The following is a 25,595-nucleotide window of genomic DNA, read 5'->3' as shown; positions in this document are numbered from 1 at the left end:
GCGCCGCGGTCATTGTCGAAACAAATGCTGACTCGAACCTTTCAGTTCGGCGCGCGCTCGCGTAAACGTGCGGCCACCGCGTCGAAGAACGCCGGCGGCAGTTCCGCGCGCACCGGCACGCACCAGAACTGCGGCGTGGCGAAGGCGAGGCATTTGACCGCGTCCTTCTCGGTCATCAGCACCGGCGCGCTGTCGCCGAAGGCGAGATCGGCGGCGGCGAAGGCATGGTGGTCGGGGAAGGCGTGCGGCACCACCTCGATGCCGTGCGCGCGCAGCCCGTCGAAGAAGCGCGCCGGATTGCCGATCGCGGCGACCGCATGCACGCGCTGGCCGGCGAACGACTCCAACGGTCGCGTGCCGCCGTTGGCGGCAAGCGCCACCGCCATCTCGCCGACCAGGCGCATGCCGAACTCGCCGGCCTGCGCGGCGCCGCCGTTGCAGACGCGCAGCGGAATCGCGGCCAGCCGTTCGAGCGGCTCGCGCAAGGGGCCGGCCGGCAGCAGCAAGCCGTTGCCGAAGCGGCGCTGGCCGTCGATGACACAGATCTCGACGTCGCGCAGCAGGGCGGGATTCTGCAAGCCGTCGTCGGCGATGACCACATCGACGCCGCGCTCGATCAGCAGCCGCGCCGCGCGTGCGCGCTCGCGACCGACTGCGACCGCGACGCCGCTGCGGCGCCGGATCAGGCAAGGCTCGTCGCCGACGTCGGCCGGCTTGGACAGGTCGTCGACCAAGAGCGGGCCGCGCTCGCGGCCGCCGTAGCCGCGACTGACCACACCGGGACGAAAGCCGCGCGCGCGCAGCGCATCGACCAGCGCGATCACCAGCGGTGTCTTGCCGCTGCCGCCGGCGGTCAGATTGCCGACCACGATCAGCGGCACCGCCAAGGCGCGCGCTTTGCGCCAGCCCAAGCGATACGGCGTCAGATGCAGACGGCGCAGGCCGCGATAAACCGGCACCAGCGCGCGCAGCCACCACGGCGCCGCGGCGCCGCCGTACCAAATGCTTTCGATGCGCGAGCTCAGAGACATGCTTCAACCGTCAGCCGGATCGAGCGGAGTGGGACGAATCGAAGCTCCCGTCGGTGCTGCGGATCCCGTCGTGCCGATCGCGCCGTTGCCGCCGCGCGATCGACGTCCCGTCGACCGTTCCAGCGCGAGTCTGGGCGGAATCGGAACGCCGCCGCAAGTCCTGTTCGTCGCGTCCGTTCCGCGCGGTTCAGCCCGCGTCGTCGCGGAACTGCATGCGATGCAAGGCGGCGTAGTGGCCGCCGCGCGCGAGCAGGGTTGTGTGCGTGCCCTGCTCGACGATCTCGCCGTGATCGAGCACGACGATCTGGTCGGCGTGTTCGACCGTCGACAAGCGATGCGCGATCACGATCACCGTGCGGTTGTGGATCAGCCGTCCGAGCGCATCTTGGATCAACCGCTCCGATTCGCTGTCGAGCGCACTGGTCGCCTCGTCCAGAATCAGGATCGGCGCGTTTTTCAGCAGCGCGCGCGCGATCGCGATGCGCTGGCGCTGGCCCCCCGAGAGCAAGGCGCCGCCCTCGCCTGCGCGGCTGTGGATGCCGTCGGGCAGCTGGCGGATGAATTCCATCGCGTTGGCGGCTTCGGCCGCGGCGACGATGTCGGCCTCGCTGGCATCGGCCAGGCCGCCGTAGGCGATGTTGCGCGCGATGCTGTCGTCGAACAGGCGCACGTTCTGACCGACCCAGGCGATCTGCCGGCGCAGGCTGGTCAGGCGGTACTCCTCCAGCGCGTGGCCGTCGAGGCGCACGCTGCCGGCGCTGGGTTCGTAGAAGCGCGGGATCAAGCTGGCCAAGGTCGATTTGCCGCTGCCCGAGCGTCCGACTAATGCCGTCACGCTGCCGTGCGGGCAGACCAGGTTCACTCCGCGCAACGCCGGCCGCGCGGCACCAGCGTAGGTCAGGTGGACGTCGCGGAATTCGAGTTCGCGTTCGAACGTGGTCAGCTCGTTGCGACCTTCGTCGCGCTCGCCCGGCGTATCGATCAGGGCGAAGATCTCGTCCGCCGCCGCGATGCCGCGCTGCAGGCTCGCCTGCACCGTGGTCAGGCGCTTGAGCGCCGGCAAGATGCCGCCCATGGCGAGGATCACCGCCGTGAAGGTGCCCGGCGTCAAGGTCGCCAGCATGCTCGGGCGCGTCGCCAGGATGATGATCAGCGCCAGCGAAATTGCCGCGATCAACTGCACGAACGAACTGGCCAGGCCATTGGTCGCGGCAACCTTCAGCGAGAGCCGGCGCGTTTGCTCGGAAACCTTGTTGAAGCGTTCCGACTCGTAGCGCTGACCGCCGAACACCTTGACCTCGCGGTTGGCGCCGACCGCTTCTTCGACCACGCCGGTGGCGGTGCCCATCGAGCCCTGGATGCGTCCGCTGATGCGGCGGTAGCGGCGGCCGACGTAGAGCACGAGCACGCCGACCAAGGGCACCATCACGAGCAGGCCCAAGGTCAGCTGCACGCTGTTGTGCAGCATCACGGCGACGTAGAACACGATGCTGAGGCCGTCGACGACGGCGACCTTGACCGCGTCGGTGGAGGCCTGCGCGACCTGTTCGGAGGTGTAGGTGATGCGCGCGATCTGATGACCGGAGGATTCGCGGTCGAAGTACGACGAGGGCAGGCGCAAGTAGTGGTCGAACACCTGCTGACGCAGCTGCTGCACGACACCGCGGCCGATGTAGGCGGTGCCGTAATCGGTCGCGTACATGCCCAGGCTGCGCACCAGGAAGATCGCGACGATCAGGATCGGCATCCAGAAGATCCAGAACGGATCGCGCGACAGGAACAGGTTGTCCAGCATCGGCTTGATCGTGCCGGCGAACAGGCCCAGCCCGGCGGCGTCGATGATCATGCCGAGCACGGCCACGATCGCGATCGGCCAGTAGCGACGCGCGTAGCCGAGCAGGCGCAGGTAGATCGCCCAGCCGGAGCGGGCCGACTTCAGCGGCGCACTCACTGGCGGCTGCTCACTGCTTGCCGGCGGCCTGAGCCGGCGTCGTCGCGATCGACAAGCGCGTGAAGCCGAGTTCGCCGAGCGCGTCCATCGCGGTGACCACCGCCTGGTGCGGCGTCAGCGCATCGGCGCGCAGCATCACCGGACGCGCGCGGTTGTCGCCGCCGACGCGCGCGATGACTTCCTTCAGCGAATCGAGGCCGGGTCGCAACACTTCTTCGTTGTCGATGAAATAACGTCCGTCGCGGTCGATCAGTACGGTCATCGCCTCGGGCTGTTCGCTGGTATCGGCCGATTCGGCCTGCGGCAGCGTCACTTGCATGCGCTGGTTCTGCACGAAGGTGGTGGTCAGCACGAAGAACATCAACAGAGTCAGCAGCACGTCGATCAGCGAGATCACGTTGATCTCGAAATCGTCTTCGCGCCGCGTCGAGGAGATACGCACGGCGTACTCAGCCGGCCGCCAGCGCGACGCGCGCCGGCGCGACGGCGAGCGCAGCCGAGTCCGTGTTCGCGGTCAGCTCGTCGGTGAGCAGGAACACTTCGCGCTCCATCTCGACTACCAGATCCGACACGCGGCTGCGGAAGTAGCGATGGAACACATAGGCCGGAATCGCCACGCATAGACCGGCCGCGGTGCACACCAGCGCCTCGCCGATGCCGCCGGCCATCTTCAGCGGATCGCCGACGCCGCTGACCATTACGGCGAGGAACATGCGGATCAGGCCGAACACGGTACCGAGCAGGCCGAGCAGCGGCGAGATCAGCGCGATTGTGCCGAGCGTGCCGAGGAAGCGCTCGAGCCGGTGCACCACGTGGCGGCCAGTGTCTTCGATGCGCTCTTTGATGATTTCGCGCGGACGGTTGCGCACGCCGAGCGCGGCGGCGAGCAGCGCACCCAGCGGCGAGTTCTGGCTCAGCGCGGCCAGGTGCTGCGGATCGAGCTTGCGCGAGCGCGCCCACTCGCGCACCTCGGCGCCCAGCCCCGGCGGCAGCACCGCCTTGTGGCGCAGGGTCCAGAAGCGTTCGAGGATGATCGCGAGCGCGATCGCCGAGCACAAAAGGATCGGCAGCATCGCCCAGCCGCCGGCCATCAGGAGTTCCAGCACACCGTTTTCCTCGGGGTTGCGACGGGCGGCATGATAGCAGCGCCGCCGCGTCAGACTGTGCGACGTGCGGCAGTCGCGACTATTCGCGCCAATAGCGCGGCCGCCGTTCGCGCTCGCGCGAGATGCGCCGCGGCGGCGACGCGGCGCCGAATTCGATCTCGATCGCGCCGGCCGCGGCGGTGTTCTCCAGCGGCACGCCGGCGTCGGCATAGCGCCGTACCACTTCGGCGTGCGGATGGCCGAAGCGGTTGTGCCAGCCGGCCGAGACCAGCGCGAGCTGCGGCTGCAGCGCCGCGATGAACGCCGCGCTGGAGGAGCTGCGGCTGCCGTGATGCGGCACCAGCAGCACCAGCGGAGGACCCGCACCGACCGCCGCCGCGACCGCCGGCTCGGCGCGCGCGCCGATGTCGCCGGTCAAGAGCAAGCGGCCCGCCGCCGATTCGATCAGCAGGACGCAGGAGCGGTCGTTGTCTTTGGCATCGCCCAGCGCTTGCGGCAACGGCGCCAAGACGCGGAACTCGACCTCGTCCCAGCGCCAGGACTGACCGCCGCGGCACTGCGCGGCGGTGAGCGGCAGCCGCGCCGGTTCGCCGGCGTAGCGCCGCGCCTGCGGATAGGCGTGCGCCACCGCGGGCGCGCCGCCGGCGTGGTCGTTATCGCTGTGGCTGACCATCAGCACCTCGAGCGAATCGAGACCGAGCGCGCGCAGGGTCGGCAATACGGCCGCTTCGCCGAGATCGAATTCCGAGCGGTAGCGCGCGCCGGCGTCGTACAGCAAGGCGTGCTCGCGCGTGCGCACCAGCACCGACAAGCCTTGGCCGACGTCGATGACGTTGGCGACGAAGGCGCCGTCTTGCGGCGGCGGCCGATCGGGCGCCAGCAGCGGCAGGAACAGCAGCGCGCCGAGCGCACGTGCCGGCAAGCCCAGCGGCAGGAACATCCAGGCCGCGCCGAGCATCGCTACAAGCAACGCCCACGGCGCGACTTCCGGCAGGTACCAGTGCGCGCCGGGCCAGTCGGCCAGGCGCTCGAACAACCACCACTGCCCATGCGCAAGCCAAGCCGCCGCGCTCAACGGCAGCACCGCCAGCAGCGGCAGCGTCAACAACGCGAGCAGGCCGAGCAGACACAGCGGCACGATCACGAAACTGATCAGCGGCACCGCGATCAGATTCGACAAGGCGCCGACCAGCGACGCTTCGCCGAAGAACCACACCGTCAGCGGCAGCAGCGCGACGCTCATCACCAACTGCCCCAGACTCAGCTCGCGCAGCCAGCCGCGCAGATCGTTGCCGCGACGCAAGCATGCGAGCAGGAAGGCGACACCGACGAAGGACAACCAGAAGCCGGCCGACAAAATCGCCAGCGGATCGAGCAGCAGGATCGCGAGCAAGGCCAGCGCGAGCGAATGCGCGCCGCTGGCACTGCGCCGACCGCAACGGGTCAGCGCGACGACCGCGATCATCATCAGCGTGCGCAACGTCGGCAGGCTGTTGCCGGCGAGCGCGCCATAGGCCAGCGCGGTCGCCAACGCGGCCGGCGCCTGCGCCACCGGAAACGCGATGCGCAAACCCAGTCGCGGCCACAAGCGCCACAACAGCCGCACCAGCAAGGCGCCGAAACCGGCGGCGATGCCGACGTGGAAGCCGGAAATCGCCAGCAGATGCGGCACACCGTTGGCGCGCGCGACTTCCCAGTCGCGCTCGTCGAGGCCGCGCGTGTCGCCGATCGCGAAGGCTTGCAGCAAGGCGGCGTCGTGCGGATCGCCAACGCGTGCGGCGATGTCCTCGGCGAGGCGTTCGCGCAGGCGGTTCACGCAAGCCTCCTCGGCGCCGAGCCGATGGTTGCCGGCCGCTGCGCGCACGTAGCCGACCGCGACCACGCCGCGCTCGAGTGCTTGCCGCTCGGCATCGAAACCGCCGCGATTGATCAGGCCGCGCGGACGTTTGAGGCGCAGCTGCAATTGCCAGCGAGTGCAGGCCGCTAGCTCTTCAGGTGCCTCGTCGTACCAGGACAGCCGCAGGCGTCCGCGCAGCGGGATTGGGCGGCCGTCGAGTTCAACGCGTTCGACCCGCAGCGTGAAGCGCGTCGCATCCGTGCGCCGCTGCGGCAGATCGTCGATCGCACCGACGACGCTGAAGTCACGCCCTTCCAATTCGCGCGGCAAGCGCGCCTCGAGCGCGAGGTCGGCGCGCAGCGCGCACCAGGCGAAGCCGAACAAGAGGCAAGCCGACAGACGCGAGCGCGGATGGCACAGGCCGGCGAGTGCGGCGGCGAGCAGTGCGAACTCGACGGTGCGCGGCGGCAGAGTCGGCAGGAGCTGCAGCGCGAGTGCACCGAGCAAGGTCGCCAACGCGGTGGCGACGCCGAGCAAGGGCGGCGAACTCCATGTCCTCGCAGGCTCCATGCCCGATCGCCCTCCGGCGAAACCATCGCGCCGCGACGGCGCTGCCTCTCATCCGAGGCGATGCAAGACTCAGGTGCTGACGGCGTTGGTGAAAGTCAGGCGATTGCCGAACGGGTCGATCACGCCGACGTCGCGGCTGCCCCATTCCGTCTGCTCGATGCCTGGCCGCATATACGGATACGGCTTGGCCGTGAGCTCACGATGAAACGCGTCGATCTCGTCGGTTTCGATGCGCATCGCCCCACCCGGGCAGGCGTCGCCGTGATGCTCGGACAGATGCAGCACGCAACCGTCGCGCGATACCTGCATGTACAAAGGCATGCCGGGGCCGAAGCGATGCTTCCAATCGATCTTGAAACCGAGAAAGCCGACGTAGAACTCGGTCGCCTTCTGTTCGTCGAAGATGCGCAGGATCGGTGTGGTCTTGCCGAAGCTCATTCGTCCTCCTCGCCTGCCCTTCGTCAGGCCTATCGCGCATCCGCGCTTCGTGCCGCGATCGCGGCGACGCCGAGCGTACCGCCGGAAAGTTCCAGAATGCGGTCGGCGCGCGCGGCGAGTTTGGGATCGTGCGTGACGAGCACCAGGGCGGTGCCGACTTCGCGGTTCAATTCGAGCATCAGCTCGTAGACCTGGGCCGCGTTCTTTTCATCGAGATTGCCGGTCGGCTCGTCGCCGAGCACGCAAGCGGGACGAGTGACCAAGGCGCGCGCGACCGCACAGCGCTGACGCTCGCCGCCGGACAGCTCGCCCGGCTTGTGTTCGAGGCGCGCGCCGAGACCGACGCGGCCGAGCAGCGCGACCGCACGCTCGCGCGCTTCTTCGATCGCGGTGCCGCGGATCAAGAGCGGCATGCAGACGTTTTCGACCGCGGTGAATTCCGGCAGCAGATGATGGAACTGGTAGACGAAGCCGAGCGAGCGGTTGCGCAGCTCGCCGCGCGCGCGGTCGGACAGCTTCGACATCGTCTGCCCTTCGACCACGACTTCGCCGGCACTCGGCTGATCGAGCCCGCCGAGGATGTGCAGCAGCGTGCTCTTGCCGGTGCCCGACGCGCCGATGATCGCGACCGTCTCGCCGCGCTTCACCGCGAGGCTCGCTTCGCGCAGCACTTCGGTGCGCAAACCGCCTTCCTGGTAGGTCTTGGCGATTTTCTCGGCGCGCAGAACAACGTCGGAGACGCCGGGATTGGGGTTTGGGGATTGGGGATTGGAAAGAGCGGAATTCATGAGCGTGAAGTGCCTAAGAGTTCGATGCGCGATGCTTTGACCCAATCCCGAATCCGCAATCCCAAATCCCGGCTACTCATAGCGCAACGCCGCCGCCGGTTCGGTTTTCGCCGCGCGGCGCGCCGGGTAGAGCGTGGCCAGCGTGCAGAACACGAACGCGGTCACGGTGATCCAGGCGACGTCGCCCCAATGCAGTTCGCTCGGCAGCTCGCTGATGTAGTAGACGTCCGGCGACAAGAAGGCGACGTGGAAGGTCTGTTCGACCCAGCGGATGATCTCGGGCAGGTTCAACGCGAGCAGCACGCCGAACAGCACGCCGAGCGCGATGCCGAGCGAGCCGACCAGGACGCCTTGCACCATGAACGTGCCCATCACCGAGCGCGGGCTCTGACCGAGCGTGCGCAGGATCGCGATGTCGGCCTGCTTGTCCTGCACCAGCATGACCAGGGTTGAGACGAGATTGAACGCGGCCACCGCGACGATCAGGGAGAGGATCAGGAACATCACCTTCTTCTCCATCGCGACCGCCTTGAAGAAGTTGCTGTGGCCCTGCATCCAGTCGCTGACACGGTAGTAGCCGGCGCCCATGCTGCTGGCCAGCTCCTGCGCCAGCTCGCGCCCGACTGCGTAGGCGCGAAACATGTCGTCGAGCTTGAGGCGGATGCCGGTCGGCCCGTCGAGGCGGTACAAGGTCTGCGCATCCTGCAATTGCAGCACGGCGAGGCCGGAGTCGTATTCCTGCATACCCGCTTCGAACAGGCCGACCACGGTAAAGCGCTTGGTGCGCGGGATCGCACCGATCGGAGTGGCGCTGAATTCGGGCGCGAATACGGTGACCTTGTCGCCGACGCCGACGCCGAGGGTCAGCGCGAGTTCCTTGCCGAGCACGATGCCGAACTGGCCGGCGACGAGATCGCTCAACTTCCCCTGCACCATGCGCTGGCCGATGTCGGACACCTTCGGCTCCAGCTCCGGCTCCACCCCGCGCACGATCGCGCCGCTGACGCGTACGCCCTGCAGCATCGCCTGCCGCTCGACGTAGGGCGCAGCACCCTGCACGTGCGGGTTGGTGTAGGCGAGCTTGACCGCTTCGGGCCAGTCGCGCACGGTTTCGTCGACGCCCTCGATGGTCGCGTGCGACACCATGCCGAGAATGCGCTGCTTGAGCTCGCGGTCGAAGCCGTTCATCACCGAGATCACCGTGATCAGCGCGGTCACGCCGACCGCGATGCCGAGGATCGAAACCAGCGAAATGAACGAAATGAAGTGGTTGCGCCGTTTCGCGCGGGTATAGCGCAGGCCGATGAAGACTTCGAGGGGACGGAACATGCGCTGGGCGAATCCTTGTCGACGCGGCGGACGATGCTGCGACCGCGAACGGCGGCGAGAGTGCCGCAAGCGCCCGATGCGGGCAAGCGAGGACGGCTAGCGCGTTTGTACGACTTCGGCGCGGCCGAGCAAGAGCAGCAACCGGCGCCGCGTATCGGCGTCGAGGTTGTCGGGCGCCAGCAGCAGCCGGAAACGCGCGCGCGGGCCATGACGGAAACCGAGCGCGAGCAGGCCGCCCAAGTGCGCTCGCGATTCGAGCAGCGCGGGGTGTTCGCGGCCTTCTGAGCCAGCCAAGACCCAACCCGAGGCGCGCCACGCGACGCGCGTGAAGCGCGCATGCGCATGCCGCCACAGAGCCGCCGCACCGAGCAGCAAGGCGGCGGCGGAAAGCGTCGCGGCAACCGTATTCGGCAGACGGCTCAGCCACGGCGCCGCGGCGGCGAGCAGGATCAACACCAGCACGGCCATACCGATCCAACGCGAAGGCCGCAGGTCGAATGCGATGGCGGGTGCGGCTTTCATCGGCGACGTATTTCTTCGATGAGGACGACGAAGCCGGGATCTTGCGGCACGGAATGACCCATCAGCCAGTCCCACAGATCGGGGTCTTGCACGTCAAGCAAACGGTCGAAGTCGGCGCGACGCTGCGCATCGGCCTGCGCGTAGCGCTCGGCCAGCCAGCCGCCGAGCAAGGCGTCGAGTTCGCGTGTGCCACGGCGGCAGCGCCAGCGCAAACGCGCTTCGGCGCTCATCGAGCCGGCGCCAATTCGAACCGATGACGCCGATCGCTTGCGCGCGCGTGCATCGGCAGCAGCCTCAGCTCGCGCGCTCGGCGATCAGCTTCTTCGTTTCGGCGATCGCCTTGGCCGGGTTCAAGCCCTTCGGACAGGTGCGCGCGCAGTTCATGATGGTGTGGCAGCGGTAGAGCTTGAACGGGTCTTCCAGCTCGTCCAGGCGCGCGCCGGTGTCCTCGTCGCGCGAGTCGACGATCCAGCGGTAGGCCTGCAACAGCACGGCCGGGCCGAGATAACGCTCACTGTTCCACCAGTAGCTCGGGCAGGAAGTTGTGCAGCAGGCGCACAGGATGCATTCGTAGAGACCGTCGAGCTTGGCGCGGTCTTCCTTCGATTGCAGGCGTTCCTTGTCCGGCGGCGGCGGCGTCTCAGTGCGCAGCCACGGCTTGACCGAGGCCAGCTGGGCGTAGAAGTGGGTCAGATCGGGCACCAGATCCTTCACCACCGGCATGTGCGGCAGCGGATAGATCTTCACATCGCCGCTGCCGCAATCCTCGATCGCCTTGGTGCAGGCCAGCGTATTGGTGCCGTCGATGTTCATCGCGCAGGAGCCGCAGATGCCCTCGCGGCAGGAACGGCGGAAGGTCAAGGTCGAATCGACCTCGTTCTTGATCTTGATCAGCGCGTCCAGAACCATCGGCCCGCACGCGGCGAGATCGACTTCGTAGGTGTCCACGCGCGGGTTCTCGCCGTCCTCGGGCGTCCAGCGATAGACGCGGAACGTGCGCAGCTTCTTCGCTCCGGGCTGGGCCGGATGATGCTTGCCGGCTTTGATGCGGGAGTTCTTCGGTAGCGTGAATTCAGCCATGGACGTAGCCGTGTTCGAAGGTTGAAGGAGTGATGCGAAGCGGTTGTGGCCCAGTCAGCCCACGCCGACTGCGGCGCTGGTCTGTGTTCGCGCGTGGTCGGCGGCGGTCAGCGCGATCAGTCCGCCGAACGCCATGCAGATCGCCCAGAGATAGGCACCGAATAACACGCCTTGTGCGTGCAGGAGCGTCCACGACAAGGTCACGCTGGCGAAGGACATGGGCAGGACCGGAAACACGCACGCGGCCGCGGCCAGGAACAACAAGATGGCCCACAGCGCCTTCAGCGGCAGCTCGCGCCCTTTCCAGGCCTTGAAGAGCACGTAGAAGAAGATCGGATTGGCGTACCAAAGCAGATCCCCGGCGATCGGCCCGGCCCAGCCTCGAGCCAGAACGTCTACGCCCAAGAACTGGCGGTCGGTCGGAAAGTCGTCCCACAGCAGGCTCGGAGACGCCAGGCTGACCAGATAGAGCATTGCCGTCGAGGCGACCGCGACGCGCGCCATCGGCACGGACGGAAGGCCGTGCCCGCGTGCGAAGGAGTCGTGCGGCAGCGTCCGCATCTCAGTACACGCGCTTCTTCGGCGGCACCGGTTCGACGTCGGTGGTGAGCGTGTTCATGTGCACCGGACGGAAGTCGAACGCGCACTTGCCGTTCGCATCGACGTTGACCAGGGTGTGCTTCATCCAGTTCGCGTCGTCGCGGTCGGGGTAGTCCTCACGCGCATGCGCGCCGCGGCTCTCGTGGCGTTGTTCGGCCGAGTTGATCGTCGCGACCGCGTTGTAGAGCAGGTTCTGCAGCTCGTAGGTTTCGAGCAGATCGGAATTCCAGACCAGCGAACGGTCGGCGACCTTGACGTCCTCGAACGAGGCGAACACCTGCGCCATCTTGGCGCAGCCTTCCTGCAGGGTCTTCTCGGTGCGGAACACGGCCGCATCCGACTGCATCGTCTTCTGCATGGTCAGGCGGATCTCGGCGGTCGGCGTCGAGCCGTTCGCGTGGCGCAGCTTGTCGAGATTCGCCAGCGCCTGATCGCAGACCGAAGCCGGCAGGTCCTTGTGCGGCTGACCGGGCTTGATCGTCGCCGCGCAGCGCTGCGCGACGGCGCGGCCGAACACGACCAGATCGAGCAGCGAATTGGAGCCGAGCCGGTTGGCACCGTGCACCGAGACGCAAGCCGCCTCGCCGATTGCGTACAGACCCTGCACCACCGAGTCGGGATCGTCGCCGCGCTTGCGCACGACTTCGCCGTGGTAGTTGGTCGGCACGCCGCCCATGTTGTAGTGCACGGTCGGGATGACCGGGATCGGCTCCTTGGTCACGTCGACGCCGGCGAAGATGCGTGCGGATTCGGAGATGCCCGGCAGCTTCTCGTGCAGCACTTCGGCGCCGAGGTGCTGCAGGTTCAGATGGATGTGGTCCTTGTGCTCGCCGACGCCGCGACCCTCGCGGATCTCGATCGTCATCGAGCGGCTGACGACGTCGCGCGAGGCGAGATCCTTCGCGTTCGGCGCGTAGCGCTCCATGAAGCGCTCGCCGTTCGAGTTGGTCAGATAGCCGCCCTCGCCGCGCGAACCTTCGGTGATCAGACAGCCCGAGCCGTAGATGCCGGTCGGATGGAACTGCACGAACTCCATGTCCTGCAGCGGCAGGCCCGCGCGCAGTACCAGACCGCCGCCGTCGCCGGTGCAGGTGTGAGCCGAAGTCGCACTGAAATAGGCGCGGCCATAGCCGCCGGTCGCGAGCACGACGCCATGCGCGCGGAACAGGTGCAAAGTCCCTTCCGCCATGTCGAGCGCGAGTACGCCGCGACAGACGCCCTCCTCGTCGAAGATCAGGTCGAGCGCGAAGTATTCGATGAAGAAGCGCGCTTCATGCTTGAGCGACTGCTGATACAGCGTGTGCAGGATCGCATGGCCGGTGCGGTCGGCCGCGGCGCAGGTGCGCTGCGCGGTGCCCTTGCCGTAGTGCGTGGTCATGCCGCCGAACGGGCGCTGGTAGATCTTGCCCTCGTCGGTGCGCGAGAACGGTACGCCGTAGTGCTCGAGCTCGATGATCGCGGCCGGCGCTTCCTTGCACATGTACTCGATCGCGTCCTGGTCGCCGAGCCAGTCCGAACCTTTGATGGTGTCGTAGAAGTGGAAGCGCCAGTCGTCCTCGCCCATGTTGCCGAGCGCGGCGGAGATGCCGCCCTGCGCCGCGACCGTGTGCGAGCGCGTCGGAAACACTTTGGTGACGCAGGCGGTCGACAAGCCGGTGGCGGCCAAGCCGAAGGTCGCGCGCAGGCCGGCGCCGCCGGCGCCGATCACGACGATGTCGACTTTGTGTTCCTGGATCTTGTAGCTCGAAGCCATCGGTCAACGTCCCAGCGCGATGCGGATGACGGCGAACACGCTGGCGGCGCCGCCGAGGAAACAGAGGAATTTGACCGCGATCTGCGCAGCGACCTGCCGCCAGGGCGTGGTCACGTAGTCTTCGATCACGACCTGCAGGCCGAGCTGCGCGTGCCAGAACACCGTCACCACGAACACCAGCATCAGCACGGCGTTGAGCGGCTGCGCGATCAGCGCATGCGCGGCGGCATAGTCGGCGTGCAAGGCGCTCAACACGAGCCAGACGAACCACAGCGACAGCGGTAGCAAGGCCAACGCGGTCAAGCGCTGCACGATGAAATGATGCGCGCCCTGCTTGGCCGAACCCAGGCCGAGCGCATTCTTGAGCGGTGTGCGCAGATTGCTCATGCGCCACCTCGTTGCGTGAACACGCAAATCCAGACCAGCGCGGTCAGCAGCAGGCTGCCGATCACGGAGAGCCAGCTGTTGCGCACGAATTGCGCCGGCAGATAACCCCAGCCGATGTCCTGCAGAAGGTGACGAATACCGTTGAGAACGTGATAGGCGAGCGACCAGGTCCAGCCGAGCAGCAGGAACAGGCCGAACCAGGATGCGCAGAACGCGCGTACCTTCGCATACGCTTCGGGGCCGGAGGCCAGCGCGAGCAAGGCGGTGACGAGCAGCACGGTGCCGGCGGCGAGCGCGATGCCGGTCGCGCGATGGACGATCGAGGTGACCATCTGGATCTGCCAGCGGTAGATCGAGAGGTGCGGCGATAACGGTCGCGCGGTGGCTGGCATGGCTGGCTCGTGCTGACGTTGTAGATAGCCGCCGCGCACGACGCGCGGTCGCATCAGAAATCGATGCAGCGGCCGTTCTTTTCCCAATCCCCGTACCGCGTGGGATCGGGCCCTGACTCACGCCCTCCGGTCTCGGTCGCCGGCGCTCCCTCGGTCGGCTCCGGCAGCACGCTCTCGACACGGTCGGTCGATGGCGTCTTGACGGGCTTGGTCGGGGATTGGGCGTCGGACATGGTGCAGTGCGGCGCGAAGGTTAAACCCAGCGGCGTGCGCTGACAACTTTAATTTTGCGGTTCCCGCTGCTCGCGCAGCTCGCGGGAGCTTCGATTCGCGCGATCTTCGATCGCTTCGGCGAGCCCCTTGCGTCCGTCCATGCCCGCAGTTTTCGAGGTCAGACCGAACGCCGCTTGCTGCGAAGAGCGCACATGAGCGCGAGACGCCGGCTCCCCGCAGCGCGATGCTAGGCTTGAATCACGTTCCGTCGGATACGACTTCGATGCCCATGCCGCTCTGCCCTGCCGAACTGCTCTTCATCACCGGCGCCGACGCGCTGTCGTTCGCGCAAGCGCAGTTCACCAGCGACGTCGCCGCCTTGCCGCCGCAGCGCTGGCAATGGAGCGCCTGGCTCGATGCGCAAGGACGGGCGCGGAATTTCTTCGCCTTGCTGCGTACCGCTGACGATTCCCTGCTCGCGTGGCTGCCGCTCGGCGACGCCGCCTCGATGCGCGATGCATTGGTGCGCTACGTGTTTCGCTCCAAGGTCGCGCTGAGTGCGCCGACCGATTGGGCGCTGCACGCAATGACGGCCGCCGACATCGCGATGCCGCTGACGGCACAGGATGTGCTGGCGCACGCCGACGGCTTCGTCTTGCGTCAACCGGGCAATGCGGATCGCATCGCCTGGCTCGCGCCTGCGACTCTCGCCGCGACGGACGACGACGCGTTGCAGCGCTGGCGTGCCGACGACATCGCCGCCGGCTTGCCCCTGCTATCGCTCGCGCTCGCTGGCGAGTTCGTGGCACAGGCGCTCGAGCTGGAACGCCTCGATGCGATCCGCTTCGACAAAGGCTGCTATCCCGGACAGGAGGTCGCCGCGCGCCTGCATTTCCGCGGCGGCAACAAGCGCGGCCTACGCCGCCTGCGTGTGCACGGCGCAGCGCCGGTCACAGGCACGGACATCGTCGACGCCGGTGGCGCGAAGCTCGGACTCGTGCTGTACGCCGCTCCGACTTCAGCGCACGCGAGCGAAGCATTGGCGGTCCTTCTTCTCGATACGCCAAAGAACGCGACGCTGAAGATCGTCGATGAAAACGGTCTCGATGCATTTTCAATTTAGACGTCTAGACGTATAAAAATCTAGACGCTTTAACTCTCACGACGCTTCATCTTTCTCCGCGCACGAGCGCCCCTCACGAAGCTGAATGCGTATTCAGCGTAAGTGGAGACAAGCGCGCAGGCTTCGCGTAATCTCCCGCCTCGCGCTCAGCAGAGAGCGCAACGAATTACTAACAACCGCGCATTCGATGCGCGACTCCGTCGAGGAAGTTCGACGACTCGTAGTACCTGAGGTTGGAACGACTGCCGGGGTGGCAGACGGAACCAACCGGCGCAGTTCGCAGCGATCTATCGCGCGCGCGCCGCAGTTTTGCAATCCAGAGAGGTCGCAGCGCGCGATGTCCATCGGACATCGCAAACCCGTTCGCTCGATGCGTGCGTGGTGTCCGAAGCGCGAAGGCCGAGAGTCGAGGTGAGAGTATGAAATTGTCCTTCCTGCTGTGGCTCGCTTCGGCGCTGCCGCAACCGGCCGCCGACCAGCTTTGCTTGGCGACGACGGTCTACCTGGAAGCACGCAGCGAATCGCAGACCGGCCAAATGGCCGTCGCCGAAGTCGCGATGCGGCGCCGCGAAAGCGGACGCTGGGGCAAGACGGTATGCGAGGTCGTACGCGCACCCGGTCAGTTCGCGACCGGCACACTGAGCCAGAACTTGACGTTGGACAGCCCCGAGGCGTGGGGCAAAGCGTGGAAGATCGCAGGACGCGCGATCGGCATGTGGTCCAAGCCGGTCGACCAGCGCACCTTCGTGGTGCCCAATGCGTACTACTTCGTGGTCGCCGATTCGGCCTGGCCGTCGTGGATCAAAGGACCGCCGCTGGCGACGATCGGCGCGCACAATTTCTATCGCATCAACTGACGCGCAGTCCGCGCGCAGCGCACGAGCGATGCGCACATTTCTCAGAAATGCACAAAAGAAAAAGGCGGAGGTTCGCACCTCCGCCTTTTTCGTTTTTTTCGACTCGCGTTACATCAACGCAGCAGCATCAAGCGATTGTCGCGAATCATCACGCGATCGCCCGGGCGCAAGTCGCCATTGTCCCACTGCGTGACCGTAGCCCAGCGACCGTCGTCGAGACGCACGCGGAACTGCCACGCTTCGCGACCGCCGCCGTCGTTGCTGTTGCGCTCGATCGCGTTGCCGGCGAAGCCGCCGGCGACCGCACCAGCGACCGTGGCCGCCTTGCGTCCATCGCCCTTGCCGATCGTGTTGCCGAGCACGCCGCCGATGATCGCACCGAGCACGGCGCCGCCGCCCGAAGTGCCGTTGTCGCGCACGTAGACGCGATCGACTTCGCGAATCACACCGCAACGCGAGCAGTCGTATTGCGAGCGACGCTGATAGTAGTCGTCGTCGTAGCGCACGCGCGGCGGCGACGCAGCGCAACCGGCCATCGAAATCAGGACGACGCCGGCCAAGGTCGCCGAAAGCCACTTACTGGTCATTGCTGCACTCCGCTCTGGTGATCTACTCGCTACATGCTCGCGCCGCGATGTTAAAGAGGCGATGAACGGGCTATATCTGCATTTTTACACGGCACGGCAGAGCGTGACCCCGCGCTGAAGTCAGTCGAAACCGTCACGGAAGATCGCATCGCCCCCGCCGCCCCAGAACGGCATCGTGCCCGCGGTCAGCAGATGCGGCGTCGAGCCGGCCGCCACGGCGACGGTCCAGATCTGCCCGCTGCGCTCGAACGCAACGCGGCTGCCGTCCGGCGACATCACCGGGAACGCATCGTCGGCGCCCGGCGTGAGGTCGCGCACCCAGGCGTGAGTGGAGGCCGAATAGAGACCGAGCGCGCCTTTGACCGGAATGCCGAGGCTGCTCGGCGCTGCGGCGCGCACGGCCACGACCCAATGGCCGTCGATCGATCCGCTCGGAAAGCCGATCTGCAGACTCGGATCGTCGGCCACGAGTTCGTCGCAGGCAGGACCTCCGCTCAGCTCGTGGCAGATCGTGGCGCGGGTCGAACTGCCGCCGCGACGGCCGACGATGGGCAACTCGCCGAGCCAGCCCTGCGACGTCTGGTTGGTCGAAGAGGCGATCGAGGTCGCGTTGCCGCCGGCGTTCGCCACCACGTAGGTGTACCAGCCGAAGCCCGCGTAGTACCAGGTCCACGAGGCCTGTCGCCCGGACGGCGAGATGCGCGGATAGTCGTAGATCTCGCCGCTATACAAAGTCTGCGCCGCGCCGCCGGCCAACGGCGCTTTTTCGATGCGCAAGGGATTGGACACGACCCAGGCGACAGTCAGGCCATCGGCGGTGATACCCGCGGCGGTCGCGTTCGTCTTCAGCGTGCGCGCGACCGCGCCCGGCGCATCCGGATCAATCGCGCAAACCGAACTGCCGCACTGGTAGACGATGGTCGAGGCGGCCGCATACGCGCAGCACCCACTCGCACCGAAGAGAGCCGCCGTGAACAGACGCTTCGCCGCGCGCTTTCGATTGCGTGTTCGCGTGTCGCCGCGTCGGCGATGTATGTGCATGTTCGAATCCCTTACGGAAGCGACTGCGACAACGATATACCAACAAGATCACGAGTCAGCGGGCGAACGCGATGTTCAAGCCGAGCGTAAACCAAGGCCCGGTACCGAGACCGGCCTCGTGGCCGATCAAGAGATCGAGCGACGCGACACCGCCGATCGCACGGCGCAAGCCGACTTGTCCGGCCGCGGTGCCGTGCGGGTCGCCGTAGACCTCGGCGAGCAGGGTCCACGATGCGCCGAGCGCAAGCTCGCTACCGACACCACCGGTGACCACGCCGGCACGCCCTTCGACTTTGTTCCAACCGAGATTGGCGTGCAGCACGAGGTCGTCGTCGAGCGCGATGCTCGCCGGCAGATTCAACGTGCCGCCGACCCAGCGACCGCGACGCGCGTCCCAGCTCGCACCGAGCGAGATGCCCAGGCCCCAGCGATGCGGGCCAAAATCGCGCAGCACATGCTTGATCCCGGGCATCCAAGTGCGCATCGATACGGGCGAAGTCGCCTGCGCGACGCCGAGCGAGAATTCGCTGCCGGCGAAGTGGCAGGCGGGCACCACGGTGAATTCCTGCGCGGGAAAAAACGTGCGCGCCCAGGATTCCACCTGACATTGACCAGGCGGCGTGATCGCCGCGTCGTCGACGAACAAGCTGGCGCCGGCACGGGCGCGTTCGACGCAGCCCGTCAGCATCAGGACGGCAATGAACAGACGTTTGCAGAGCATCGGCGGACTCCGGACGCGACGGATACGCCAGTCCTGCGGTGTCCCACGGCAACGCGTCAGCTCATGATTTGAAGGTCACCGAGCGAGCTAGCGCTCGCACGTGCCTCGCCCTTGCGGACGAGTGCGACCTTGGGGCGTCGTTCCGCGGGCTCAGGAGCAGCAACGAGATCGACTGGAACTGTCCAAGGATCGGGCCTATCGGGATGGGATGGTCGAGCGGCGCGCACTCTAGTCGGACGGGTCGAGTCGATCAATCCCGGTCGGATTTTTTTTCGCGCTCGACCTCCCGAGCGCACGCGTGCGTCCGCCTGCCCGGTGCGCACGCCGGCCGGAACATCGGCAGCCCTGGGCGTTAAACTGGCGCGGATGACCCGCCCGATCTACCGCTTCGGCGACTACCGCATCGATCCTTCCGCGCGCGAGCTGCAGCATGCAGGCGAACTGGTCGTGCTGTCGCCGAAGGTATTCGACAGCCTCGCCTATCTGATCGAGCATCGCGATCGCGCCGTCGGCCGCGACGAGCTGATCGCAGCGGTGTGGGGCAAAACCGACGTCACCGATACCTTGCTCGGTCAGACCGTGTTGAAAGCGCGTCGCGCGATCGGTGATACCGGCAACGACCAGAAGGCGATCCGCACGATTCCGCGCTTCGGCTATCGATGGGTCGGCGATCTGCAGGTCGTCGATCCGCCGCCGACCGAGGCCGACTATCCTGAGCCCGCGCCGCCTCCACCCGATCATCAGCCCATCACGGCGCCGAACGAACCGGTGTCCGTCACTGCCACCGCGCCGACCGCCGCCGCATCGTCTCGGACATGGGCGCGGCAACTCGTCGCGCTCGCGGCAGTGCTGGTCGTCGCCGCGGCTTTTCTCGTTTGGTTCCTGGGGCAGCGGAGTTCTGCCCCAGCCGTTGGCGCCTCAACCGGGGCGGATGCGTCGAAGACGGAATCGATCGCCGTGTTGCCCGTCAACGTCGCTGCCGGTGACGAATGGGCCTGGCTCAGGCTCGGCATCATGGATCTGGTCGGCTCGCGGCTTCGGCGCGGCGGGCTTACCGTCGTGCCCAGCGACAATGTCGTGGCGGCGGCGCGCGCGCCAGCCGGCGCCGAGGAAGCACGCGATTCCGGCAATGCCGAGAACGCGGTGAAGACACGCACCGGTGCGCAGCAGACGCTGACCACCCAGCTCGAACGGGTCGGCCAGCAGTGGCAGCTGCGTTTCGAGCTGCACGGCACCGGTGCCCGCACGACCGAGCTGCAGGCGCTCGGCACCGATCCGATCGAAGTCGCGCGCAGCGCCAGCGATCGCCTGCTCGCTGCGCTCGGCAAGAGCATTCCGGCCGACGATCCGGCGGAGCTGTCCTTGGCCGCGCTGACCCAGCGCGTCGAAGCCGCTTTGCTCATCGACGACTTCGCCACTGCGCGCCGGCAGATCGAAACCGCATCGCCGGAGCAGCGCGAGGCGCCGATCTTGCGCTTGCGCCTGGCGCAGATCGACTTCCGCGCCGGTGCGCTGGGAGCGGCGCGCGAGAAGCTGGAATCGCTGCTCACGGTGGTCAGCGCCGAGAGCGACGCGGTGCTGCGTGCACGCATCCTGCATACGCTCGGAGCCATCGCGATTCGCGACACCCGCAACAGCGACGCCATGAACGCGTTCGAGGAATCGGTCCACCTGACCGAAACGCGCAACGAACCGGGCGTGCTCGGCAAGGCGTACGTGGGCTTGGGTGTCGCTTTGCGCGGCCTCGACCGCTACGACGACGCCGCTGCCGCCTATGCACGCGCGCGCGTCGCGCTGACGCTGGCGGGCGATGTGCTCGGATTGTCCGGCCTCGACGACAATGAGGGTCTGCTCGACAACGCGCGTGGACGGCCGGCCGAGGCGCTGATCGCCTTGCGCCGAGCGGCCGACACCGAGCGCCGCTTCGGTCTGGTCAACGATCTCGCCCTGGTCGTTTCCGCACAGATCGATACTCATCTGCTACTGCTCGATCCAGCGGCGGCGCTGCTGACGGCGGAGGAGTTCCTGCCGCTGCGCAACCGCATCACCAATCCGCGCGGCCGCAACAGCTTCGACTTCCGGCATGCGCGCGCTTTGACCGCGACCGGCCGCATGAGCGAGGCCAGCGCACGGCTGGACGAAATCGAGCAATCCGAGGTCGCCGCCAGTCAGGTCGGGCTGGGTGCCGTCGTCACCTTGCAGCGAGCGCTGATCGATCTGGCCGGCGAGGACAAGGCCGCTGCCGCGGTGCCGCGTGCGCGCAAGGCGCAGGCGGAGCTGGCGTCGTTGCAGCTGGGCGACGTCAACGCCGAAGCCTGGACCGTTCTGATCCGCGCTCTGCGCGCGTCCGGCCAGTACGCCAGCGCGCGCAGCGAAGTCGAGCGCTTCGGCCAATGGGCCCTGACCGTGCCCGAGCTTCCGCACGTGCAGCTCTTGTCCACCTTGGCCAATGCCGAGCACGCGTGGAACGAGCAGCGCGGCGCCGACGCCGACCGTTTTTATTCGAGTGCGCTGGAGCAGGCGGAGCGTCGCAGCGTGCCCGAAGACACCACGCTCGTCGCGACGTCCTGGGGCAGCGCCCTGATCGCCGACAAGAACCTGGAGCGGGCCAGCATCGTCGCCGGTCGCGCTGCGCGTTGGGCAACTCAGGACTTCGACTGTGCCCTGCTGCAGGTCCGTCTGTATCACGCGCTCGGCCACGAAGACGCCTGGCGCGCAGCGGTGAAGCAGGCGCGCGCGCTGGCCGGCGAACGGCGCATTCCCGACCGCCTCGCGCTGCCGCCGGAACATCCCGAAGGATCGCAGCCAAGCGCGTCGACGCACGTACCAACCCCGCTTGCTGACGCTGCGCGAATGAAGCGCGAATGAAGCGCGAGTGCGGCGCCGGCTGACGCGCCCGACACTCGCGAACGACCCGCTCCGATGCCTGCGCGTTCCCCGTCCGGCGAACAGCGGTTCGCCGCAACGCCCCGTCGCTCGCGGCCGTCATGCTCCGTCTTTCCACTTCCTGGGGTATTCGCATGCGTTCCAAGCTCTTCGCCGCCCTCGCCGTCGCCCTGCTCGCCGGTTCCGCCGAGGCCGGCACTTTTTACGATCTCGCCACCCCCAACGCCCAGTTGACCGGCTTGTCGCGCAACGGCCGCATCGCCGGCCTCTACAGCAACGGCGCCGCCTATCGCTGGGCCAAGGACATCGGCGTGGTCGAGATCGCGAACTTCAACAGCGTCAACGGCATGAACTCCTGGGGTCAGCCGTTGGCCGGTGTACACGTCGACGACGATGGTCATAGTGTCGCCGCGGTGGCGCTCAGCAACGCCGACCTGCTCGATGGCCCGATCGTGATCGGCGCCTGGCCGAACGCGGTGGCGCAGGACAATTTCTTGAGCGCTGCCTACGACGTCTCCGACGACGGCGTCGCAGTCGGGCTCGCGATCGACGAAAAGCAACAGTACTTCGCGTTTCGCTGGAGCGCGGCCGACGGCATGACGCGTCTGCCGGTCAACCGTCCTGCGAATGCTTCCCGCGCCAACGCGATCAGCGCCGACGGCGGCACCATCGTCGGCTGGAACGATCAGGACGACGGCTCGCGTACCGCTGTGATTTGGAAGAACGGCGTCGCGCTGGATCTGGTCGACGCCCAGGGCAATCCGGTCGGCCAAGCCGCGGCGGTATCCAGCGACGGCCGCATCGTCGTCGGCGAAGGTTACGCCAGCACCAGCGGCAGCGAGGCTTGGCGCTGGACCGAGGAAACCGGCGTGCAGCCGATCGGTTGTCTCGACGACGGCCTCCAGTGCGGTCCGACCTACGCTTTCGGCCTCAGCGACGACGGCAAGGTCATCCTAGGCGCCAGCGGCATCGGCTTCGATCGCAAAGCGACGATCTGGACGCCGAGCGGAGGCCAGCAGTGGCTCAGCGATTACCTGATCACGCAGGACGTGGTCGTTCCGGCCGGCTGGGAACTGATGAGCGGCGGTGGCGTCTCAGCCGACGGCAAGACCCTGGCCGGATGGGGTCTCAGCCCGAGCATGCTGACCTCGTTCGTGATCGACCTGCATCCGGCGCCGCCGACCGAAGCCTGGGTCGAGGTGCACGGCACGGTCAACGGGAACGATCTGCCGGAAGGCCCGTTCGCCGGCGTGGCGGTCGACACTCCGGTCACAATGACGTTCCGCGTGACCACGGTGGATGCTGCCGAAGTCGATCCCGGCCTGCATGCGGCTTATCCGATCGTGCTCGACAGTTTCCGTTTGGACGCCGGCGGCGCCAGCGACACCTTGTTGCCGGCCGCCTTCGGCCCGGCGCTGCGCATCGCCAACGACTATCCGCTGTCCGACGGCATCCACCTGTTCGAGACCGCGATGGCGACCGCGGGTCAGACGATGGAACTCGAATTGTTCGGCGCCGGCAGCGGCCCGCGTGCCGGCGGCATGTTCGATTCGGACGATCTCGACCGCATCGATCGCCGCTTCGGCCCGGAGTTCTTCGACAAGACCTCCTGGTTCATCGGCCAGCAGGGCGGCAACTTCGGCATGTACATGACGCTCGACTGGATCAGCATCCGCGACGACGCTGCCGGCGCCGATGCGATCTTTGCCGACGGCTTCGAGTCGCCCTAGCGCTCGAGTCAGGCCGATGAAGAGGGCTGTGCTTCCTCGACCACCGTTTCGGCCGCTCCGTCGTCCTCGGCATCGGCGACGAAGCGGCCCTGCCCGTCCAGCTCCGCGAACAAGCCCCCTTGCGCGACCAGCTCGTCGTAGCGCCCCTGCTCGACCAGCTCGCCGTCCTTGAGCACCAGGATCACGTCGGCGTTGCGCACGGTCGACAGGCGATGCGCGATGACGAAGGTCGTGCGGTTCTGGGTCAGCTTGTTCAATGCGCGCTGGATGCGCGCCTCGGTGGCGTTGTCGAGCGCGCTGGTCGCTTCGTCGAGGATCAGGATCGGCGCGTTCTTCAGCATCGCGCGAGCGATCGACAGACGCTGGCGCTCGCCGCCCGACAAAGAACGGCCGCGTTCGGCGACCAGGGTGGCGTAGCCGTCCGGCTTGATCACGATGAAGCCGTGCGCCTCGGCCGCTTCCGCGGCGGACTGCAATTCCTCGTCGCTCGCATCCGGCTTGCCGATGCGCAGGTTGTCGGCGATCGAGCGATAGAACAAGCCCGGGTCCTGGAACACCACCGCGATCTGCTCGCGCAGGCTGTGGATATTGACGCCGCGGATGTCGATGCCGTCGATGGTGATGCGGCCCGCGCTCGGATCGTAGGCGCGGTAGAGCAGGCTCAGCGCGGTGGTCTTGCCGGCACCGGTCGGGCCGACGATCGCCGCGGTGCCGCCTGCCGGTACGCGGAACGAGAGGTGCTTGAGCGCCGGGTGCGAGGCGTCGTAGCCGAAGGACACGTCGTCGAACACGACTTCGCCGCGCGCCGGCGGCAGCGCCGGCGCGCTGTTGTCGTCGCTGAGCACGGCCGGTGTGTCGAGCACGGCGAAGAAGTCCTTCAGCGAATGCGTCTGGAAGAACAATCCGGAAATAAAACCGGCGAACTGCTCCATGCGACCGATCAACTGCATCGAGAAGCCGACGAAGGTGACGATCGCGCCGACCGTGACCTCGCCCTTGCCGTTGAGAGACGTGCCTAGCGCGAAGATCGCAACGATCGTCAGCGTGCTCGCCGCGCGGTTGGCGACCGACAGCCAAGCCCAGCCGCGCAGCACCGGGTACTGCGCGGTCAGCACCTTGCGCACCATGTTCTTGATCTGCGCGACTTCGGCCGAGATGCGCGAGAAGCTCTGCACCACCATCACGTTGCCGAACACGTCGCCGACGCGTTCGGAGATCGCGTGGTGAAGCTGCTCCACCTCGCCCTGCGCCGCGTGCGTGCGGCGCATCGCGATCGCATTGAACAAGCCGAAACTGAGCAAAAGGAGAATCATCAGCACGGCGAGCTTCCAATTCATCGACAGCGCCAGCGGCACCATCACGAAGATCGCCAATACGGTGGCCAGGTGTTCGCGGAAGAAGCCGAGCCAGAGACCGAACAGGTTGCTGCTGCCGGCGTGCATGATGCGCAGCAGCCGTCCGGTGTGATGGCGGCCGTGAAACGCGAGCGGCAGGCCGATCGCGTGCTCGAAGAACTGCGCGATCGCGGCAAGCCGGCGCCGGTGCGCGAGACGGTCGGAATAGAGCGAGACCAGCACGCTGGCGGTGACGCCGGCAAAGCCGACACCGGCCCACCAAGCGATGAAGGTCCAGACGTGGCCGGGTTTGGTACCGGCAAGCGCATCGACCACGCGGCCGAACAGCCACGGTTCGAGGAAGAACACGCCGGCCAGCGCGAGGTTGGCCAAGGCGAGCAAACCCGCCAGCCATTTCTCCGGCGCGAGCAAGGCGATGACGCGGTAGTAGATGCGCAGGATGTCCACCACGTTCCTCCCGGGAAACCGCGAAAATCGCCGCCGCGGCGAATTTTTGGCGGCGGCATCCTAGCAAAGGCCGCACCGCGAACACGTCGTTCATGCTCGCCTCGCTATGCTCCGACGCACACGTTTGCACTCCGGAGCCGAACCGATGTCGCGCCGATTCCGTCTCGCCGCCGTTGCCGCCTTGGTCCTGCTCGCCGGTTGCGTCAGCGCTCCGTATACGTCGGCGCCGCCGGCTGAGGAGCAACGGCCGGTCTCTCCCTACATCGCCGAACCCGGCCGCGACGCCGCGACCATCGCCGAAATGCGCGCGGCGCCGGCACCGGCTGTGACCGAACTCGCGCTGGGCGGCAATGCGAGCGGCGATCAGAGCCGCCTGGCGGCGCAAGGCTTCGTGCGCATCGGCAGCGCCCGCTACCCCGGCCCGGAAACGGCGGTGCGCGCCGCCGCCGAACGGCAGGGCCGCGAGGTCGGCGCGGACCGCGTGCTGCTGTATGCGCCGCCGCCGGGAACGGATCTCGGCAGCGAGTGGAATACCGCGTTCTACGTGCGCTTCAAGCTGCCCTTCGGCGCCACCTTCCGCGACCTCACCGCGGCCGAACGCGCCAGCCTCGGCGGCGACGGCGTGCAGATCGGTTCGGTGGTCGGCGGTACGCCGGCGTCGCGCGCGAACCTGCTCGCCGGCGACTTCATCGTGCAGGTCAACGGCAAACCGATCGGCAGCAAGAGCGAGTTTCAGAATCAGCTGAAAGCGAATGCCGGCCGTTCCGTCACGCTGAGTGTCGTGCGCAATGGCGAAACCTTGCAGCGCGTGGTGCGACTCGGCTCGCTCGCTCAAGATCGCTAGCGCGTAC

Annotated in this window: 25 protein-coding genes; 5 read left to right on the top strand and 20 right to left on the bottom strand. The window is 67.2% G+C overall.

Features of this window, described 5'->3' with window-relative positions:
• Positions 1-41 precede the first annotated feature (41 nt).
• From lpxK to AC3QL3_RS07510, 16 genes are all read right to left on the bottom strand, one after another.
• Positions 42-1,031 carry a tetraacyldisaccharide 4'-kinase gene (gene lpxK, locus AC3QL3_RS07585; RefSeq protein ID WP_492897770.1) on the bottom strand — a complete coding sequence of 330 codons (990 nt, stop codon included), beginning with the start codon at positions 1,029-1,031 and terminating at the stop codon, positions 42-44.
• Between the two features lie 187 nt (positions 1,032-1,218).
• Complete coding sequence (gene msbA, locus AC3QL3_RS07580; RefSeq protein ID WP_492897769.1) at positions 1,219-2,982, bottom strand: lipid A export permease/ATP-binding protein MsbA; 1,764 nt, start codon at positions 2,980-2,982, stop codon at positions 1,219-1,221.
• A gap of 10 nt (positions 2,983-2,992) precedes the next feature.
• Positions 2,993-3,424 (bottom strand): ExbD/TolR family protein, encoded by a 432-nt coding sequence (locus AC3QL3_RS07575; protein ID WP_492897768.1) that lies wholly within the window; start codon positions 3,422-3,424, stop codon positions 2,993-2,995.
• 7 nt (positions 3,425-3,431) lie between these two features.
• On the bottom strand, positions 3,432-4,088 hold the full coding sequence (locus AC3QL3_RS07570; RefSeq protein WP_492897767.1) for a MotA/TolQ/ExbB proton channel family protein: 657 nt from the start codon (positions 4,086-4,088) through the stop codon (positions 3,432-3,434).
• A 79-nt stretch (positions 4,089-4,167) separates the two neighbouring features.
• Complete coding sequence (locus AC3QL3_RS07565) at positions 4,168-6,495, bottom strand: DNA internalization-related competence protein ComEC/Rec2 (RefSeq protein ID WP_492897766.1); 2,328 nt, start codon at positions 6,493-6,495, stop codon at positions 4,168-4,170.
• A gap of 69 nt (positions 6,496-6,564) precedes the next feature.
• Positions 6,565-6,933 carry a glyoxalase superfamily protein gene (locus AC3QL3_RS07560; protein WP_492897765.1) on the bottom strand — a complete coding sequence of 123 codons (369 nt, stop codon included), beginning with the start codon at positions 6,931-6,933 and terminating at the stop codon, positions 6,565-6,567.
• 29 nt (positions 6,934-6,962) lie between these two features.
• Positions 6,963-7,721, bottom strand: coding sequence for a lipoprotein-releasing ABC transporter ATP-binding protein LolD (gene lolD / locus AC3QL3_RS07555; protein ID WP_492898892.1), 759 nt, complete (start codon positions 7,719-7,721; stop codon positions 6,963-6,965).
• 72 nt (positions 7,722-7,793) lie between these two features.
• On the bottom strand, positions 7,794-9,050 hold the full coding sequence (locus tag AC3QL3_RS07550) for a lipoprotein-releasing ABC transporter permease subunit (protein ID WP_492897764.1): 1,257 nt from the start codon (positions 9,048-9,050) through the stop codon (positions 7,794-7,796).
• Positions 9,051-9,146: 96 nt separating this feature from the next.
• The gene (locus AC3QL3_RS07545) at positions 9,147-9,572 is read right to left on the bottom strand and encodes a protein YgfX (protein WP_492897763.1); all 426 of its coding nucleotides are present in this window, start codon (positions 9,570-9,572) and stop codon (positions 9,147-9,149) included.
• A complete protein-coding gene (locus AC3QL3_RS07540) occupies positions 9,569-9,802 on the bottom strand; it encodes an FAD assembly factor SdhE (protein ID WP_492897762.1) in 234 nt (77 codons plus the stop codon). Before AC3QL3_RS07540 ends, AC3QL3_RS07545 begins: the two co-directional genes overlap by 4 nt.
• A gap of 64 nt (positions 9,803-9,866) precedes the next feature.
• Positions 9,867-10,652 (bottom strand): succinate dehydrogenase iron-sulfur subunit, encoded by a 786-nt coding sequence (locus AC3QL3_RS07535; protein WP_492897761.1) that lies wholly within the window; start codon positions 10,650-10,652, stop codon positions 9,867-9,869.
• Positions 10,653-10,706: 54 nt separating this feature from the next.
• Complete coding sequence (locus tag AC3QL3_RS07530; RefSeq protein ID WP_492897760.1) at positions 10,707-11,213, bottom strand: hypothetical protein; 507 nt, start codon at positions 11,211-11,213, stop codon at positions 10,707-10,709.
• A 1-nt stretch (position 11,214) separates the two neighbouring features.
• Positions 11,215-13,005, bottom strand: coding sequence for a succinate dehydrogenase flavoprotein subunit (gene sdhA / locus AC3QL3_RS07525; RefSeq protein WP_492897759.1), 1,791 nt, complete (start codon positions 13,003-13,005; stop codon positions 11,215-11,217).
• 3 nt (positions 13,006-13,008) lie between these two features.
• The gene (sdhD, locus tag AC3QL3_RS07520) at positions 13,009-13,392 is read right to left on the bottom strand and encodes a succinate dehydrogenase, hydrophobic membrane anchor protein (RefSeq protein ID WP_492897758.1); all 384 of its coding nucleotides are present in this window, start codon (positions 13,390-13,392) and stop codon (positions 13,009-13,011) included.
• Complete coding sequence (gene sdhC, locus AC3QL3_RS07515) at positions 13,389-13,784, bottom strand: succinate dehydrogenase, cytochrome b556 subunit (RefSeq protein WP_492897757.1); 396 nt, start codon at positions 13,782-13,784, stop codon at positions 13,389-13,391. Before sdhC ends, sdhD begins: the two co-directional genes overlap by 4 nt.
• Before the next feature lie 53 nt (positions 13,785-13,837).
• Positions 13,838-14,017, bottom strand: a complete 180-nt coding sequence (locus tag AC3QL3_RS07510) for a DUF1674 domain-containing protein (RefSeq protein ID WP_492897756.1) — start codon at positions 14,015-14,017, stop codon at positions 13,838-13,840.
• A gap of 263 nt (positions 14,018-14,280) precedes the next feature.
• Here AC3QL3_RS07510 and ygfZ point away from each other — a divergent pair, with 263 nt between their 5' ends.
• Together ygfZ and AC3QL3_RS07500 are read left to right on the top strand one after the other, a co-directional pair.
• Complete coding sequence (gene ygfZ, locus AC3QL3_RS07505) at positions 14,281-15,120, top strand: CAF17-like 4Fe-4S cluster assembly/insertion protein YgfZ (protein WP_492897755.1); 840 nt, start codon at positions 14,281-14,283, stop codon at positions 15,118-15,120.
• A 419-nt stretch (positions 15,121-15,539) separates the two neighbouring features.
• The gene (locus AC3QL3_RS07500; RefSeq protein ID WP_492897754.1) at positions 15,540-15,977 is read left to right on the top strand and encodes a cell wall hydrolase; all 438 of its coding nucleotides are present in this window, start codon (positions 15,540-15,542) and stop codon (positions 15,975-15,977) included.
• A 113-nt stretch (positions 15,978-16,090) separates the two neighbouring features.
• Here AC3QL3_RS07500 and AC3QL3_RS07495 read toward each other — a convergent pair whose 3' ends face one another.
• The 3 genes from AC3QL3_RS07495 to AC3QL3_RS07485 all read right to left on the bottom strand — a co-directional run bounded on the left by AC3QL3_RS07495 (position 16,091) and on the right by AC3QL3_RS07485 (position 18,326).
• Positions 16,091-16,564: an outer membrane lipoprotein gene (locus AC3QL3_RS07495; RefSeq protein WP_492897753.1), complete on the bottom strand. Its 474-nt coding sequence runs from the start codon at positions 16,562-16,564 to the stop codon at positions 16,091-16,093.
• Positions 16,565-16,684: 120 nt separating this feature from the next.
• The gene (locus AC3QL3_RS07490) at positions 16,685-17,605 is read right to left on the bottom strand and encodes a TolB-like translocation protein (protein WP_492897752.1); all 921 of its coding nucleotides are present in this window, start codon (positions 17,603-17,605) and stop codon (positions 16,685-16,687) included.
• A 55-nt stretch (positions 17,606-17,660) separates the two neighbouring features.
• Complete coding sequence (locus tag AC3QL3_RS07485) at positions 17,661-18,326, bottom strand: PA4824 family protein (RefSeq protein WP_492897751.1); 666 nt, start codon at positions 18,324-18,326, stop codon at positions 17,661-17,663.
• A 366-nt stretch (positions 18,327-18,692) separates the two neighbouring features.
• On the opposite strand from AC3QL3_RS07485, the gene AC3QL3_RS07480 reads away from it, so the two are divergent.
• Both AC3QL3_RS07480 and AC3QL3_RS07475 read left to right on the top strand, forming a co-directional pair.
• Positions 18,693-21,194 (top strand): winged helix-turn-helix domain-containing protein, encoded by a 2,502-nt coding sequence (locus AC3QL3_RS07480; protein WP_492897750.1) that lies wholly within the window; start codon positions 18,693-18,695, stop codon positions 21,192-21,194.
• Positions 21,195-21,346: 152 nt separating this feature from the next.
• A complete protein-coding gene (locus tag AC3QL3_RS07475) occupies positions 21,347-22,942 on the top strand; it encodes a hypothetical protein (RefSeq protein ID WP_492897749.1) in 1,596 nt (531 codons plus the stop codon).
• Between the two features lie 8 nt (positions 22,943-22,950).
• Here the strand turns inward: AC3QL3_RS07475 and AC3QL3_RS07470 are convergent, their stop codons facing one another.
• Positions 22,951-24,744 (bottom strand): glucan ABC transporter ATP-binding protein/ permease, encoded by a 1,794-nt coding sequence (locus tag AC3QL3_RS07470; RefSeq protein ID WP_492897748.1) that lies wholly within the window; start codon positions 24,742-24,744, stop codon positions 22,951-22,953.
• 145 nt (positions 24,745-24,889) lie between these two features.
• Here AC3QL3_RS07470 and AC3QL3_RS07465 point away from each other — a divergent pair, with 145 nt between their 5' ends.
• A complete protein-coding gene (locus AC3QL3_RS07465) occupies positions 24,890-25,588 on the top strand; it encodes a PDZ domain-containing protein (protein ID WP_492897747.1) in 699 nt (232 codons plus the stop codon).
• Positions 25,589-25,595 lie beyond the last annotated feature (7 nt).

Source organism: Dokdonella sp. GW821-FHT11D02 (assembly GCF_058808595.1).
This window is presented reverse-complemented; position numbering and strand designations above follow the sequence as displayed.

What these genes read in the sequence shown, in the direction of transcription:
- AC3QL3_RS07495 (WP_492897753.1), bottom strand. Translation starts at nt 16,564, where the DNA reads ATGACCAGTAAGTGGCTTTCGGCGACCTTGGCCGGCGTCGTCCTGATT.
- AC3QL3_RS07565 (WP_492897766.1), bottom strand. Translation starts at nt 6,495, where the DNA reads ATGGAGCCTGCGAGGACATGGAGTTCGCCGCCCTTGCTCGGCGTCGCC.
- lolD (WP_492898892.1), bottom strand. Translation starts at nt 7,721, where the DNA reads ATGAATTCCGCTCTTTCCAATCCCCAATCCCCAAACCCCAATCCCGGC.
- sdhA (WP_492897759.1), bottom strand. Translation starts at nt 13,005, where the DNA reads ATGGCTTCGAGCTACAAGATCCAGGAACACAAAGTCGACATCGTCGTG.
- sdhD (WP_492897758.1), bottom strand. Translation starts at nt 13,392, where the DNA reads ATGAGCAATCTGCGCACACCGCTCAAGAATGCGCTCGGCCTGGGTTCG.
- AC3QL3_RS07535 (WP_492897761.1), bottom strand. Translation starts at nt 10,652, where the DNA reads ATGGCTGAATTCACGCTACCGAAGAACTCCCGCATCAAAGCCGGCAAG.
- AC3QL3_RS07485 (WP_492897751.1), bottom strand. Translation starts at nt 18,326, where the DNA reads ATGCTCTGCAAACGTCTGTTCATTGCCGTCCTGATGCTGACGGGCTGC.
- lpxK (WP_492897770.1), bottom strand. Translation starts at nt 1,031, where the DNA reads ATGTCTCTGAGCTCGCGCATCGAAAGCATTTGGTACGGCGGCGCCGCG.
- ygfZ (WP_492897755.1), top strand. Translation starts at nt 14,281, where the DNA reads ATGCCCATGCCGCTCTGCCCTGCCGAACTGCTCTTCATCACCGGCGCC.
- AC3QL3_RS07490 (WP_492897752.1), bottom strand. Translation starts at nt 17,605, where the DNA reads ATGCACATACATCGCCGACGCGGCGACACGCGAACACGCAATCGAAAG.
- AC3QL3_RS07500 (WP_492897754.1), top strand. Translation starts at nt 15,540, where the DNA reads ATGAAATTGTCCTTCCTGCTGTGGCTCGCTTCGGCGCTGCCGCAACCG.
- AC3QL3_RS07545 (WP_492897763.1), bottom strand. Translation starts at nt 9,572, where the DNA reads ATGAAAGCCGCACCCGCCATCGCATTCGACCTGCGGCCTTCGCGTTGG.
- AC3QL3_RS07550 (WP_492897764.1), bottom strand. Translation starts at nt 9,050, where the DNA reads ATGTTCCGTCCCCTCGAAGTCTTCATCGGCCTGCGCTATACCCGCGCG.
- AC3QL3_RS07510 (WP_492897756.1), bottom strand. Translation starts at nt 14,017, where the DNA reads ATGTCCGACGCCCAATCCCCGACCAAGCCCGTCAAGACGCCATCGACC.
- AC3QL3_RS07475 (WP_492897749.1), top strand. Translation starts at nt 21,347, where the DNA reads ATGCGTTCCAAGCTCTTCGCCGCCCTCGCCGTCGCCCTGCTCGCCGGT.
- AC3QL3_RS07480 (WP_492897750.1), top strand. Translation starts at nt 18,693, where the DNA reads ATGACCCGCCCGATCTACCGCTTCGGCGACTACCGCATCGATCCTTCC.
- sdhC (WP_492897757.1), bottom strand. Translation starts at nt 13,784, where the DNA reads ATGCCAGCCACCGCGCGACCGTTATCGCCGCACCTCTCGATCTACCGC.
- AC3QL3_RS07530 (WP_492897760.1), bottom strand. Translation starts at nt 11,213, where the DNA reads ATGCGGACGCTGCCGCACGACTCCTTCGCACGCGGGCACGGCCTTCCG.
- AC3QL3_RS07560 (WP_492897765.1), bottom strand. Translation starts at nt 6,933, where the DNA reads ATGAGCTTCGGCAAGACCACACCGATCCTGCGCATCTTCGACGAACAG.
- AC3QL3_RS07465 (WP_492897747.1), top strand. Translation starts at nt 24,890, where the DNA reads ATGTCGCGCCGATTCCGTCTCGCCGCCGTTGCCGCCTTGGTCCTGCTC.
- AC3QL3_RS07540 (WP_492897762.1), bottom strand. Translation starts at nt 9,802, where the DNA reads ATGAGCGCCGAAGCGCGTTTGCGCTGGCGCTGCCGCCGTGGCACACGC.